Origin of the sequence: Kitasatospora fiedleri (assembly GCF_948472415.1) — a bacterium.
In the GTDB taxonomy this organism is placed as follows: domain Bacteria; phylum Actinomycetota; class Actinomycetes; order Streptomycetales; family Streptomycetaceae; genus Kitasatospora; species Kitasatospora fiedleri.
Genome location: NZ_OX419519.1, coordinates 437,842 through 451,098, shown reverse-complemented (window position 1 = coordinate 451,098; position 13,257 = coordinate 437,842). Strand labels below are relative to the sequence as shown.

The following is a 13,257-nucleotide window of genomic DNA, read 5'->3' as shown; positions in this document are numbered from 1 at the left end:
CGGCTTGAACGGTCCGAGCAGCCCGAGCAGCCCGAGCAGCCCGACCGGTCCGATCAGTGCGAGCAGCCCGAGCAGCCTGAACGGTCCGATCAGTGCGAGCAGTTCAAGCAGCCCGAGCGGTGGTGGAGCGGGAGCGTCGGGGCGAGCATCGACGCGGTCCGCGTCACCGTCACCGGCTCAGAAGCCCGCCAGGCCGTCCTCGTCACGCGGACGCGACGCTCGCCGAGGCCGTCGGCCACTGACCCGGACGCGCAAGCGGTCGGCCGCGGCGGGGACGCGTCGAGGATTCGTACGCGTCCCCGCCCGCGGCCGACCGCCGGGGCGTGGGGGTGTCAGCCGGTGAAGACGTGGCTGCCGACGCTCTGCACGCCGGCGCCGGCCGGGCCGGCGGCGATCATGGTCTGCTCGTAGCCGGCGCCCGCGGTGCCGTCGTCGCCGTTGAAGACGTGCGACTTGACCTCGGACAGGGCGGCGCCGTTGGGGCCCGCCGCCAGGTTGACGGCCTCGAAACAGGCGCCGTTGCCCGCGCCGCCGACGCCGGTGCCGACCTCGCTCAGGATCGACGAGGCAGCCGCACCGGTCGGACCGGCGAACTGCTGCTCCTGGTGGTAGCCGGCGGTGTCGGCGAAGGCGGCACCGGTCAGACCGGCGAGGAACGGAACGGCCATGGTGCCGACGGCGATCACACGGGCGATCTTGCGCATGGAAATGCCTCTCTCGGAAAACGGTCCGCCGGACGAGGGCCGCCGGCGTCTCGTCCATCAAGACACGTGGTGACCGGAAGTGCACATCGAGATACGCAGTGTGATCGATTTCGGCGGAAGGCGTACCTGGACGGACGAGTGCGGCCGCGCTCGCGGGCCTCTCCGGCCGCCGGTCGGGTGCTGCGGTGCCTCTCGCGTGAGGCCGGCGGGGGATGAAAGCCGGCCCCGCCGCCGGGCATGTTCAACGAGCCGGTCGGCCGGAACCCCGATCCGCGCGGGCGCAGGCCCCGAAGCAGGGGTGGTGCCGTACCCGCAGCCGTCCGGCGGCGGGTGCTCTGCGGCACCGCCGCGGCCCGACGGGTGCCGCGGGCCCCGTTCGAGATGGAGGAAACCCCATGGGCTACGACGTGGTCTCCTGCCCGTTCGCCGCGCCCCTGCGCCTGGTCGCCCTCGACGCGGCCCCCGGCCGCACGGCCCTCGCCCTGCCCGTGACGCCGGCCGTGGAGGGCATGCCGGGCACGGTCCATGGGACGGCCATCGCCACCCTGGTGGACACCGTCTGCTGGCTGGCGGTCAGCGACGTGGTCGACCCCGGCGGTGACGCCGTCTACACCAAGGACATCCACCTGCGTTACCTGGCCCGGGTGCCGATGACGGTGGACCGGATCGTCGCCGAGGCCGGCCTGCTTGCCCGCGCGGACCGCACGGCCGTCGCCCACGCGGTGGTGACCGACGACGCGGGCGCCGTCTACGCCCACGCCACCGCCGCGTTCAGCCGTCCCCGTGCGGCCCGCTGACCCGGTGCCACCGGGCGGCACCGGCCCGCCGGGCGGGCGGCCGTCAGGCGCCGGAGGGGACCGGCTCCCGGACGGGTGCGGGGGCGGGTGCGGGGGCGGGGGTGAGGGCGGGGCGCTGGCCCTGGCTGACCGCGTCGAGGTACTCGGCGACCGAGTCGCGGTTGCGGATCAGGCAATTGATGCGCTCGTCATCCGGTCCCGCTCGCGGCGCAGGGTGGCCAGCATCTCGGGGGTGGCGTCCGGGAAGTGGATGGTTCGGGGCTTGTCCAGGCAGGGCAGAATCTGTTTGATGATCCTGACGGGCAGCCCGGCGTCGAGCAGCCCGCGGATCTGCAGGACCCGGTCGACGAAGCGCTCGTCGTACTCCCGGTAGCCGTTGGGCATCCGGGCGGAGACGATCAGCTGCTGTTCCTCGTAGTAGCGGAGCAGGCGGCGGGAGGTGTTGGTGCGTTCCGACAGCTCTCCGATGCGCATGTGACCCACCTCACATCAGGATGGATTGACCCTCACATATATGTGAGGGTTCAAACATAGCCGCCATGAGCACACAGTCGCCACCGGACATCCAGAACCCGACCGACGACGGCGCGCAGCCGGAGAGCCGCAAACTGCCCCTCCTGGCGCTGTTGGCCCTGACCACCGCGGTCTTCATCACCTCCCTGACCGAGACCCTCCCGGCGGGCGTGCTGCCCGCGATGAGCGCCGACCTCAAGGTCAGCGAGTCGGCGATGGGGCAGTCGGTGACGATCTACGCGATCGCCACCGCGCTCACCGCGATCCCGCTGACCGTGGCCACCGCCGCCTGGCGGCGCAAGCGGCTGCTGCTGACCGCGATGGTGGCGTTCGTGGTGGCCAACACCGTCACCGCACTGTCGACCGACTACGTGCTGACCATGGCGGGCCGGTTCGTCGCGGGCGTGGCGGCCGGCCTGGCGTGGGCGCTGCTGGCCGGGTACGCCCGCCGGATGGCGCCGGTGCCGCTCCAGGGCAAGGCGATCGCGATCGTGATGACCGGCATCCCGGTCGCGCTGTCGCTGGGCGTGCCGGCCGGCACCTTCGTCGGCCGGGTGTTCGACTGGTGGGTGGCGTTCCTGGCGATGTCGGTGCTGGCCGTGATCGTCATCGGGTGGATCGCGGCGACCGTGCCGGACTACCCGGGGCAGCGCCCCGAGGGCCGCACCCGCATCCTGGGCGCGCTCTCCGTGCCCGGCGTGACGCCGGTGCTGTTCGTGACCCTGGTCTTCGTGCTGGCCCACACCATCCTGTACGCGTACGTCGCGACCTACCTCGACCACCTCGGCATGGGCGACTCCACCGACCGGGTGCTGCTGGTCTTCGGCATCACCTCGATGCTGAGCATCTGGATCGTCGGCGCCCGGATCCACCGCCAGCTGCGGGTCCTGACCATCGCCAGCACCCTGCTGGTCGCGGTCGCGGCGGCGGTGCTCGGCCTGCTGTCCGGCACCCACGCGCTGGTGTACGTCGCGGCGGCGCTCTGGGGCCTGGGCTGGGGCGGCGTGCCGACCCTGCTGCAGACCGCGGTGGGCGACGCGGGCGGCGAGCAGGCGGACGGCGCGCAGGCGATGCTGGTCACCCTGTGGAACGTGGCGATGGCCGCGGGCGGCATCATCGGCGGCCTGCTGCTGGACGGGATCGGCGCCGAGTCCTTCCCGTGGACGGTGCTGATCCTGCTGGCCCCGGTGCTGGGCGTGGTGGTCTCCGCCCGGGCGCACGGCTTCCCGGTCCGGCGCGGGTGAGCGGCCGTCAGGTGGTCCGGGGCGCGGGACGGTTGCCGTCCCGCGCCTGCGGGCCGCGCCGCGCCGTGGCGGGGCTGGGCTGTTGCGGGCGGCCCGCCGCCGCCGACCCGGACCGAATACCCCGCTGAACCAGCGCACACCGCACCAGGAGAACGTTCGCCGTGCCAGTGAAACAGATCCACCTCGCCGCCCAACTCCCCAGCGTCCAGCACACCGTGATCTGGTCGGACCCGGCCGCCGGGAGCCAGATCGCCTTCGACTCCTTCGCCCGGCTCGCCCGGACCGCCGAACGCGGCAAGTTCGACTTCTTCTTCCTCTCCGAGGGCCTGCGGCTGCGCGAGCACAAGGGCCGGGTCCTCGACCTCGACGTGGCGGGCCGCCCCGAGGCGCTGACCGTGCTGAGCGCGCTCTCCGCCGTCACCACCCACCTCGGGCTGGCCGCGACCGTCAACTCCACCTTCAACGAGCCCTACGACGTGGCCCGGCGGGTGGCCACCCTGGACCACCTGAGCGGGGGACGGGCCGCCTGGAACGTGGTGACCAGCTACGACGCGTTCACCGGCGAGAACTTCCGGCGCGGCGGCTTCCTGGACGAGGCCGACCGCTACACCCGGGCCGCCGAGTTCCTGCACACCGCCCGGGAGCTGTGGGACAGTTGGCGGCCGGGCGACTTCCGGCCCGACGCCGCCACCGGCGCGTTCATCCGGCCAGGGGCCGGCCGGTTCGCCCACCGGGGGCAGCACTTCGACATATCCGGCCGGTTCAGCACCCCGTCCGGCCCGCAGGGCCACCCGGTGATCATCCAGGCGGGCGACTCGCCCGAGGGCCGCGAATTCGCCGCCGCCGACGCCGACGTCATCTTCAGCCGGCACAGCGACCTGGCGGCCGGGCAGGCCGCCTACCGGGACGTCAAGGCGCGGCTGGCCAAGTACGGCCGCTCCCCGGAGGACCTGAAGATCATCCCGTCGGTCAGCTACGTCCTGGGCGACACCCCGGAGGAGGCCGCCGAGCGGGCCGAGGAGGTCGCCCGCGCCCAGGTGAGCCCGCAGACCGCGCTGATGCTGATGGAAGCGGCCTGGGGCCGCGACCTGTCCGGCTACGACCCGGACGGCCCGCTGCCGGACGTCGACCCCGTCCCGGAGAACGTCGTCACCAAGGGCCACAACCTGTACCGCAGCCGGGGACGCGAGGAGACCGTCCGGCACTGGCGCAAGACCGCCGAGGAGCGCGGGCTGAGCATCCGGGAGCTGATCGTCGAGGTCACCGCGCGGCCCACCTTCGTCGGCACGCCGCGCCAGGTCGCCGACGCGATGAACGCGTTCGTGCAGAACGACGCCGCCGACGGCTTCGTCTTCTCCCCGAACGTGGTGCCCGGCGGGCTGGACGAACTGGTCGACCGGGTGGTGCCGCTGCTCCAGGAGATGGGCGTGCACCGCGCCGACTACACCGGCCCCACGCTCCGCGACCACCTCGGCCTGAAGCCCGCCCGCCGCCACTTCGAGGAGACCCCGTGACCCACCTGCACCTCGCGGTCGCCCTGGACGGCACCGGCTGGCACCCCGCCGCCTGGCGCGAGCCCGACGCCCGGCCCGCCGAGATCCTCACCGCCCGCTACTGGGCCGACCTGGTCACCGAGGCCGAACAGGGCCTGCTCGACTTCGTCACCATCGAGGACACCCTCGGCCTGCAGACCTCGGCCTTCCACCTGCCCGACGACCGCACCGACCACGTCCGGGGCCGGCTGGACGCCGTCCTGCTGACCGCCGCGCTCGCCCCGCTGACCTCGCACATCGGGCTGGTCCCGACCACCAACGTCACCCACACCGAGCCGTTCCACCTCGCCATCGGGATCGCCTCGCTCGACCACGCCAGCCTGGGCCGGGCCGGCTGGCGCCCGCAGATCACCTCCCGGGCCGCCGACGCCGCGCACTTCGGCCGCCGCACCACCCCGCAGCTGACCGACGAGGACGTCCGGGACTCCGAGCTGATCGCCGCCCGGCTGCGCGACCTCTTCGGCGAGGCCCACGAGGTGGTCGAGGCCGTCCGCCGGCTCTGGGACAGCTGGGAGGACGACGCGGAGATCCGCGACACCGCCACCGGCCGCTACCTCGACGGCGACAAGGTGCACCACGTCGACTTCACCGGCGAGCACTTCTCCGTCCGCGGCCCCTCGATCACCCCGCGCCCGCCGCAGGGCCAGCCGGTGGTGGCCGTCCTCGCCCACGCCAGCACCCCGTACGAGCTGGCCGCCGCCGGGGCGGACGTCGTCTTCGTCACCCCGCAGTCCCGCGCGGACGCCGTCACCCGGCTCGGCGAGTTCGACCGGGCCCGGCAGCGCTTCGAGCGGCCCGCCGAGGAGCCGATCCGGACCTTCGCCGACCTGGTGGTCTTCCTCGACGAGGAGCCGGGCCGCGCCGCCGCGCGCAAGCGCCGGCTGGACGAGACCGACGGCAGCGTCTTCGGCTCGGACGCCCTGGTCTTCACCGGCACCCCCGCCGAACTCGCCGACCTGCTGCTGGACTGGCGGGAGACCGGCCTGGACGGCTTCCGGCTGCGGCCCGGCGCCCTGCCGCACGACCTGACCGCGATCACCCGCGCCCTGGTGCCGGAACTCCAGCGCCGCGGCGCGTTCCGCACCGCCTACGCGGCGGACACCCTGCGCGGGCTGCTCGGCCTGCCCCGTCCGGTCAGCCGCTACGCCCGGGCCGGTGCCCCGGCCGGCGCCGCGGGCTGAGGCCCGGAGGAGCGGCGGAATAAGGAGGAGCTGTTTCAAACATTTCCGGTGAGACAGCCGGATGAACGATTCCGGAAGCGACCCGCCGGGCAATTACTGTCCGCGACGCAGACCGCCGAAGAGCACACGCGCAGTGAGGATTCGCGGCGGGGACGCTATCGCCGGGATCGGGGCGCGGCCCCCTGGGGTCCGAGGGTGGAAACCCTCGGCCTTCGGGGGGTCGCGCCCGCTTCCATTGCCGCTGTGTGAAATCCGGAGCGGGTCCTTCGGCTCGAATCGGTACCAATTTGGACAGATTCCCTGGACAGCCGGCCCGCCCGCGTGCGGCGGGCTCCGGCATATGCTTGCCCTCGGCGGCACGGGGTGTCAGGATATGGGCGAATCGCACTCGGAACGGACGGAATTCGCACGGGCGTCTTCCACCACTCCAGCCCCGTCCGTACCGGTGCCGGAAGCCGTTCGAATCCTCAGGGGAGCAGGTCGGATGCAGAGCCGTCGCGAACCGGCCGCCGCGCCCACCGTACGATGTCGCGCCGGTCGGTGACCTGACTCCCGGCCCCTGCCGGCCGCCCCGACCCGTCCCTCCGGGACGCGCCGGGGCCCCTCCGTGCCGTTTTCGCCCCGGGACCGGGCGACCGGGACGGGACGTCGTGATGCGACCGTTTATGGAGAGGACGAGGAAACATGGTACGCGTGCTGTTGGTCGGGGAGCATTCTACCGTGGCCGAATCTGTTCTCTACAGCCTTTTGCGAAAGGGGTACGAGGCCAAGATCGCCGGCACCGGCCGGGAGGCCCTGGAAATGATCCCCGACGTCGATCTGGTGCTGCTCGACCTCGATCTCCCCGATATCGAAGGGCTCGAAGCGTGCAGACTCCTGCGATCCTCCGGCAGTACGCCGGTCATTGCCTTCGCGGCCAGGGACCGGGAGTCCGACCGGGTGCTCGCCCTGCAGGCCGGGGCGGACGACTGCGTGACCAAATCCTGCCCCCCGCAGGAAATCGTGGCCCGCATCGAGGCGGTCATGCGCCGCACCCGGACCCCCGCCCCCGACCCCGAGCCCGCGGTGAAGGACATCTCGCTGCGCCCGCTGCACATCAACGGCCGCACCCGCGAGGTGCAGGTGGACGGCCGGGTGGTCAACGTCACCGCGAAGGAGTTCGAACTGCTCTACGTGCTGGCCTCCAACCCCGGATCGGTGCTGTCCCGCAAGGAGCTCATGGCGAAGGTCTGGGAGTGCGACTGGACCGAGTCCAGCCGGACCATCGACACCCACGTCAGCAGCCTGCGCAGCAAGCTCGGCGGCAACAAGTGGATCATCACGGTGCGGGGCGTCGGCTACCGGATCGGCAGCGGTTGAAGCCCGGGCCCGGCCCGCGCGCAGCGGCCGGGCCCGGGGCCGGCGGGCTCAGGCCGCGACAGCCCGGCGCGCCAGCCGGCGCAGCAGCGGGTGGTCACCCGCCGCCTCGCCGGGCCGCCCGCCCGCCGTGCGCAGCGCCCACCAGACACTGGCCAGGTTGGAGCTCAGCAGCACCCGGTCCGGGTCGCCGTCGAGTTCCGCCAGGGCGTCCAGGGTGAACATCCCGGTGCCGGTGAAGAGCAGCGTCGCGTCCTCGGGCACGTCCTGCCGCCGCAGCTGGGCGAGCAGCCCGTCGGTGGTCACGGTGTACGGGTCGAACCGGCCGTCGGTGGACACCTGCACGACCCGCTCGACGGTCAGCCCGGCCCGCTCCCAGTAGGAGCGGGAGAGCTCGGTCAGCCACGGCTCGTAGGGGGAGACCAGGGTCAGCCGGGTCAGGTCGAGGGCCCGGAGGGCGTCCAGGGTGGCCAGCGCGGAGGAGCGCACCGGGAAGCCGGTCCGCTCGGACAGCTCCGCGCAGAACTCCCGGTCCCCGTCCGGCGCGTGCAGGTAGTGCGAGGCGCTGCAGGCCACCACCGCGGCGTCCAGCGGCAGTCGGCCGAACCCGGCCAGCACGTCCGGCAGCACCTCGTTGTAGGTGTCCAGCATGTCCCGCAGGGTGCTGTCCGGGGTGGTCGGGAAACGGGTCGTGTGGAATGTCGGGCCGCGGCCCAGGAGCTGGGTGTACTCCGGCTCCGCATTGGGGTTCTCCGGAGGAACGACCAGCCCTATCCGGGGTGCGGAAGGAATGCCCATGGCGATCTCACCCATCGGTCGGAGGTATTCCTCCCAGGCTATTGTCGACCGACCGTGCGGACACTACGGGAAACCGTAGCGGCGGGCGTTCAGGCGATTTGTTCCGGCAGTCCGCCCGCATTTACCCGGCCGTTCAACGCGAGGGCCAGCTGGGCCCGGCGCCGAATGGCGAGCTTTCGGTAGATGCGGGTCATCTGGAGTTCCACCGCACGGGTGGAGACCGACAGCGCCGCGGCGATCGCCCGGTTCGTCATGCCCGCCACCGCCATCGCCGCGACCCGCTCCTCGTGCGGGGTCAGCGCCCCGGCCGCGGCGGCCGCCCGCCCGGCTCGCCGCGCGACCGGCGGGGCGGCGGGCGTGGACGCGGCGGCGGGCGCGGGCGGCGTCGGCAGGTCGCCGGTCGGCTGCCAGGCCCGCACCGTGTACCTGGTCACGGTGCGAAAGCGCAGGTAGGGGTCCTGTTCGAGCAGGCGCAGCACGGCCGCCCGGTCCGGGGCGCGGCACAGCAGCAGCTCCCCGGAGCCGTCCTGCCAGGGGCCGCCGGCGATCAGCACGCCCTCCCCGGCCAGGCCGTCCCAGTACGCCCGGTGCTCCCGCAGCCCGCGCGGAGCGCCGCCCGCGCCCGCGGGCAGGATCAGCTCGACCGCGAAGATCACCCGATTCCCCCCGTCCCCGTGCCCCAGTGTTCCCGCATTCCGGCGGGCCGGCCGCCGGGCTCCGGGAACTCTATCCCGGAATCCCGGCGGACGCACCGCTTCCCGGCGTGAGCGGGAACACGCCGCCCGGTCCGGCGGATTCTGCGGCCCTGACATCGGCCTGACATTCGCCTGAGGAATATTGACACAGCTCTGACACGGCGGATCTTGACCCAGGATCGGGCGAGCGGCGAGGCTTGACCCCGGCTTCACCGCACCGCGTCGCACTGATTCCGTACGATTCATGACGGTCAATGAGGAGTGAATGCAATGGCACCTCCGGAGAACGTCGAAATACCCCCGGGAGAACTCCCCCGGATATCCGACGCCACCCTGCGCGACTCGGCCCACATGGCCGGCGTCGAGTTCGACGCCAAGGACGCCGCCACCATCGCGGACCTGCTGGTGAGGACCGGCGTGGAGCTGGTCGAGGTCGGCATGGTGTCCGGCCCGAACTCCGGCGACGCGGACCTCGTCCTGGCCGCCCACGAGGCGGTCGGGCCCGAGCGCAGCCTGACCCTGGTCATGGTCCGTGACCGCCAGCAGGTGGTGAAGGCGCTGGACGAGGCGCTGCGGCTCGGCGTGCGGTCGGTGATGTTCTCGATCCCGACCTCCGAGGAGCACGCCCGGCTCAAGCTGGCCTCGCCCAGCACCAAGTACCTGATCTCGCTGGCCCGCACCGCCATCGAGGAGGCCAAGGACCGCGGCTTCCACGTCACCTTCAGCGGCGAGGACGGCGCGCGCACCCCCAAGGAGCGCCTGGTCCCCTACGTCACGGCCGGCTTCGAGGCGGGCGCCGACCGGTTCCGGCTCGCCGAGACGGTCGCCTGCCTGTCGCCCTGGCAGATGGAGTCGGTGATCGGGGAGATCACCGCGATCGACGGCTCCGAGATCGAGATCCACTCGCACAACATGCTGGGCATGGCAGTCGCCAACTCGCTCGCCGCCTACCGGGCCGGCGCGCGCTGGATCTCCGCCACGGCCGGCGGCATCGGCGAACGCGGCGGCAACGCCCCGCTCGCCGAACTGCTCACCTCGCTGCGGGTGGTGTACGGCGACACCCGCTTCGACCTCAGCCACCTCACCGAGCTGACCAACGCCGCCCTGCGCGGCGCCCGGCTCGGCCACGCCTTCCAGTCCGGCCCGACCGCCCCGCACGCGTTCGCGTACGAGCTGCCCGGCCAGCTGACCCACCCCGAGGCGTACGAGACGCTCCCGCCCGAGGTGGTGGGCAACGCCCGCGGACTGCGGGTGCGCACCCGGCTCACCACCCCGCTCGTCCGCTGGGCGCTCGGCGACACCGCCGACTCCCTCGACCTGGCGGCCTTCACCACCTGGCTCACCGAGCGCCAGGCGCACGGCGAGGAACTGCTCGACCGGGACGCGATCCGCGCCGCGGCCGACCGGTACCAGGCCGCCTGAGCCGCCCCGCCGCTTTCCCCTGTCCCCTGACCCCTGTCCCCTTCCCACCCCGCTTCCGGTCCACCGACCCGAACCGATCACGGAGAACACCATGTCTGTAGCCACGCTCACCGGCCTGTGCCCCGAGTGCGAGACCGACCTCACCACCCCGCCGCTGGTGCAGGGCGAGACCATCGCCTGCCCCGAGTGCCTGCTGACCCTGCGGGTGGAGGACATCGAGGACGGCCGGCTGAGCCTGCAGGCCGTCGAGGTCCAGCTGCGCGACTGGGGCCAGTGAGCCGATGACACGCACCGTCGCCCTCATCGCCGACCGGGTCGGCTGGGAAGAACGCCGACTGATCGACACCGCCGCGGGCCTCGGCCTGCGCATCGAATGGGTCAACGACGAGTCGCTGGCCCTGGGGGACCGCGACGCGGCCTCGCTGCGCGAGCACGCCGCCGTCCTGGTCCGCAGCCGCAGCTACACCCGGGGCGGCCTGATCGCCACCCTCACCGAAGCGGCCCGCATCCGCACCCTGAACACCGCCCCGGCCATCCACGCCTGCGAGAACAAGCTCACCCTGCGCGCCCAACTGCGGGCCGCGGGCGTGCCGGTGCCCGACTTCCGCCTGGTCCTCTCCCGGCGCGACTTCGAGAAGGCGCTGACCGAACTCCCGCCGCCCGTGGTGCTCAAGCCGGTCTTCGGCGGCATGGGCAAGCGGGTCACCCTGCTGCGCGACGCCGACAGCGCGCAGTCCGTCTACGACTACGTCGAGGATCTCGGGCACGGCTTCGAACAGGCCGGCCTGGTCGAGCCCTACCTGGCCTCCGGCACCTCGCTGCGCTGCTTCACCGTCGGCCGCGAGACCGTGGCCATCGCCGAGTTCCGCAGCGCCGGCACCGACTGGCGCAGCAACGCGGCGCTCGGCAACCGCAACCGGGCCGTCGACCCGGACCCCGAGGTCCGCAAGACCGTCGACGGGGTGCTGGACGTGCTCGGCCCCGGCATCTACGGCATCGACCTGTTCGCCACCCCGAACGGCTACGTCGTCAACGAGGTCAACCACGCCCCGGCCTTCCGGGCGGTCGCCTCGGCCACCGGGGTGGACATCGCCGCCGCCGTCGCCCGCTACGTCCAGGAGGAGACCGGATGATCCGGGTCGGCATCGTCGGGGCCTCCGGGCTGGCCGGCGGCGAACTGATCAGACTGGTGCTCCAGCACCCCGAACTGGAACTGACCTTCCTCGGCGGCTCCTCCAGCGCCGGCCGGCGCCCGTCCGAGCTGCACCCCGGGCTGCGCCTCGACCTCGGCCTGACCATCGAGGCGCTCCCGGACAGCCTGGCCGACCGCTGCGACGTGGTCTTCCTGGCCACCCCGCGCCCGCCTCGGCGGCGCTCGCCGCCCGACTGGCCGACCAGGTGCCCTGCGTGGTCGACCTCAGCGGCGCCTTCCGAATCCGCGACCCCGAGCTGCACCGGCGCTGGTACCCCAAGGTGCCGCGGACGGACGACCTGGCCGACCGCTTCGTCTACGGCGTCCCGAGCTGGTCGGCGACCAGCTCGTCGGGGCCGCGCTGATCTCGCTGCCCGGCTGCTTCGCCACCGCGATCACCCTCGGGCTCGCCCCGCTGGTGCTCTCCCTCGGCCTCAACCTGAAGACCGTGGTGGTGGACGGCAAGACCGGCTCCAGCGGCGGCGGCCTCGAACTGCGCACCGCCAACCTGCACCCGCTGCGCAACGGCGCCATCGCCCCCTACGCCCCGTCCGGGCACCGGCACGCCGCGGAGGTCAAGGACTTCCTGGACCGCGGCAAGCCGGGCGGCGTCGAATCGCTCAGCATGTCGGCGTACGGGGTCTCGCACGTGCGCGGACTGATGGCCAGCAGCTACGTGTTCACCGACGACCCGGTGGACGCGCGCACCCTGCAACGCGCCTACCTGCGGTTCTACAAGGACCACCCGTTCGTCCGGGTGCGCCGCTCCAACGAGACGCTGATCCCGGTGCCCGACCCGCAGGCCGTGCTCGGCTCCAACTACTGCGACGTGACCGCCCTGCACGACGAGGAGGGTGGGCGGATCGTCGTGCTGGCCGCCCTGGACAACATGGTCAAGGGCGCGGCCGGCCAGGCGATCCAGGTGACCAACATCCGATTCGGCCTGCCGGTCCAGACCGGCCTGACCATGCAGCCGGTGATGCCCGCATGAGCGCGACGACACCCGAGTCCACCCCCACCGTGGTCAAGCTCGGCGGCAGCACCGTCGACGACCTGGCCGACGCCTGGTGGGACGACCTCGCCGCGTACGCCCGGCAGCGGCCGCTGGTCCTGGTGCACGGCTGGTCCAAGCCGCTGAAGAACCTCGGCGCCCGCTACCGCGACCCGTCCGCGATCCTGCGCGACCGGTACGGCAACCAGAGCCGCTGGACCACGCCCGAGGTGATCGGGGACATCAAGCAGGTCAGCGCCGAACTCGCCGCGGACGTCCTGGCCCGGCTGGAGCGGCGCGGCGTCACCGGCGAGCGGCTGCTCGGCAGCGACGGCCTGGTCACCGCCGGCGAGGGCGAGCGCTGGTGGTGGAAGGACAAGCAGCTCGTCGAGCTGGAGAACCTGGTCGGCCCGATCACCGGCGTCGACCCGGCCCCGCTCAAGGCGGTGCGCCCCGGCCACGTCCACCTGGTCACCCCGCTGGCCCGCAACACCGCCGGCCAGGAGGTCAACACCGACGCCGACCGGGCCGCCGCCGCCGTCGCCGGGGGCATCGGGGCCGGGCAGCTGGTGCTCGTCACCGACGTCGCCCACCTGCTGATCGACGACCGGCCGGTGCGCCGGATCACCGCCGAGGCCGCCGCGAAGTTCCGCGACAAGGGCGCCACCGGCGGTATGCGCAAGAAGCTGCGGGCCGCCGGCGAGGCCCTGGACGGCGGCGTGGAGCGCGTCGTCATCGGCAGCGCCCCCGTCACCGAGCTGGTCGCCGAACGCACCGGCACCGTCATCACCCGAACCTGAGCAGCGAGGAG

At 72.9% G+C, this 13,257-nt stretch carries 14 protein-coding genes and 2 pseudogenes; 12 read left to right on the top strand and 4 right to left on the bottom strand.

Going from position 1 to position 13,257, the window contains the following annotated elements; translation table 11 throughout:
- Positions 1-332 precede the first annotated feature (332 nt).
- Positions 333-704 carry a hypothetical protein gene (locus QMQ26_RS02435; protein ID WP_100834671.1) on the bottom strand — a complete coding sequence of 124 codons (372 nt, stop codon included), beginning with the start codon at positions 702-704 and terminating at the stop codon, positions 333-335.
- 395 nt (positions 705-1,099) lie between these two features.
- Between QMQ26_RS02435 and QMQ26_RS02430 the strand changes: the two genes are divergently transcribed.
- Positions 1,100-1,501, top strand: coding sequence for a PaaI family thioesterase (locus QMQ26_RS02430; RefSeq protein WP_159072945.1), 402 nt, complete (start codon positions 1,100-1,102; stop codon positions 1,499-1,501).
- Between the two features lie 43 nt (positions 1,502-1,544).
- Here QMQ26_RS02430 and QMQ26_RS02425 read toward each other — a convergent pair.
- Positions 1,545-1,975 (bottom strand): annotated as a pseudogene (locus tag QMQ26_RS02425) (MerR family transcriptional regulator).
- Between the two features lie 65 nt (positions 1,976-2,040).
- On the opposite strand from QMQ26_RS02425, the gene QMQ26_RS02420 reads away from it, so the two are divergent.
- From QMQ26_RS02420 to QMQ26_RS02405, 4 genes are all read left to right on the top strand, one after another.
- Complete coding sequence (locus tag QMQ26_RS02420) at positions 2,041-3,258, top strand: MFS transporter (protein WP_100834668.1); 1,218 nt, start codon at positions 2,041-2,043, stop codon at positions 3,256-3,258.
- 167 nt (positions 3,259-3,425) lie between these two features.
- The gene (locus tag QMQ26_RS02415; RefSeq protein ID WP_199847051.1) at positions 3,426-4,772 is read left to right on the top strand and encodes an NtaA/DmoA family FMN-dependent monooxygenase; all 1,347 of its coding nucleotides are present in this window, start codon (positions 3,426-3,428) and stop codon (positions 4,770-4,772) included.
- The gene (locus QMQ26_RS02410) at positions 4,769-5,992 is read left to right on the top strand and encodes an LLM class flavin-dependent oxidoreductase (RefSeq protein ID WP_100834666.1); all 1,224 of its coding nucleotides are present in this window, start codon (positions 4,769-4,771) and stop codon (positions 5,990-5,992) included. Before QMQ26_RS02415 ends, QMQ26_RS02410 begins: the two co-directional genes overlap by 4 nt.
- A 720-nt stretch (positions 5,993-6,712) precedes the next feature.
- Positions 6,713-7,351: a response regulator transcription factor gene (locus QMQ26_RS02405; RefSeq protein ID WP_404814042.1), complete on the top strand. Its 639-nt coding sequence runs from the start codon at positions 6,713-6,715 to the stop codon at positions 7,349-7,351.
- 48 nt (positions 7,352-7,399) lie between these two features.
- Here QMQ26_RS02405 and QMQ26_RS02400 read toward each other — a convergent pair whose 3' ends face one another.
- Complete coding sequence (locus tag QMQ26_RS02400) at positions 7,400-8,161, bottom strand: maleate cis-trans isomerase family protein (protein ID WP_282204598.1); 762 nt, start codon at positions 8,159-8,161, stop codon at positions 7,400-7,402.
- Between the two features lie 74 nt (positions 8,162-8,235).
- Positions 8,236-8,802 carry a LuxR C-terminal-related transcriptional regulator gene (locus QMQ26_RS02395; protein WP_282204597.1) on the bottom strand — a complete coding sequence of 189 codons (567 nt, stop codon included), beginning with the start codon at positions 8,800-8,802 and terminating at the stop codon, positions 8,236-8,238.
- A 309-nt stretch (positions 8,803-9,111) separates the two neighbouring features.
- Between QMQ26_RS02395 and QMQ26_RS02390 the strand changes: the two genes are divergently transcribed.
- From QMQ26_RS02390 to QMQ26_RS02360, 7 genes and pseudogenes are all read left to right on the top strand, one after another.
- Positions 9,112-10,263 carry an isopropylmalate synthase gene (locus QMQ26_RS02390; RefSeq protein WP_282204596.1) on the top strand — a complete coding sequence of 384 codons (1,152 nt, stop codon included), beginning with the start codon at positions 9,112-9,114 and terminating at the stop codon, positions 10,261-10,263.
- A gap of 91 nt (positions 10,264-10,354) precedes the next feature.
- Positions 10,355-10,540: a lysine biosynthesis protein LysW gene (locus tag QMQ26_RS02385; protein WP_100834662.1), complete on the top strand. Its 186-nt coding sequence runs from the start codon at positions 10,355-10,357 to the stop codon at positions 10,538-10,540.
- A gap of 4 nt (positions 10,541-10,544) precedes the next feature.
- On the top strand, positions 10,545-11,396 hold the full coding sequence (locus tag QMQ26_RS02380; protein WP_282204595.1) for an ATP-grasp domain-containing protein: 852 nt from the start codon (positions 10,545-10,547) through the stop codon (positions 11,394-11,396).
- Positions 11,393-11,563: pseudogene (locus tag QMQ26_RS02375) on the top strand (N-acetyl-gamma-glutamyl-phosphate reductase); the annotation flags it as partial. The gene QMQ26_RS02380 and the pseudogene QMQ26_RS02375, both read left to right, overlap by 4 nt.
- 107 nt (positions 11,564-11,670) lie before the next feature.
- A complete protein-coding gene (locus tag QMQ26_RS02370; RefSeq protein ID WP_282204594.1) occupies positions 11,671-11,820 on the top strand; it encodes a hypothetical protein in 150 nt (49 codons plus the stop codon).
- 53 nt (positions 11,821-11,873) lie between these two features.
- Entirely contained in the window at positions 11,874-12,446 is a 573-nt protein-coding gene (locus tag QMQ26_RS02365; protein WP_282204593.1) for an Asd/ArgC dimerization domain-containing protein, read from the top strand.
- Complete coding sequence (locus tag QMQ26_RS02360; RefSeq protein ID WP_100834659.1) at positions 12,443-13,246, top strand: amino acid kinase family protein; 804 nt, start codon at positions 12,443-12,445, stop codon at positions 13,244-13,246. The genes QMQ26_RS02365 and QMQ26_RS02360 overlap by 4 nt, the downstream gene beginning before the upstream one ends.
- Positions 13,247-13,257: the final 11 nt, after the last annotated feature.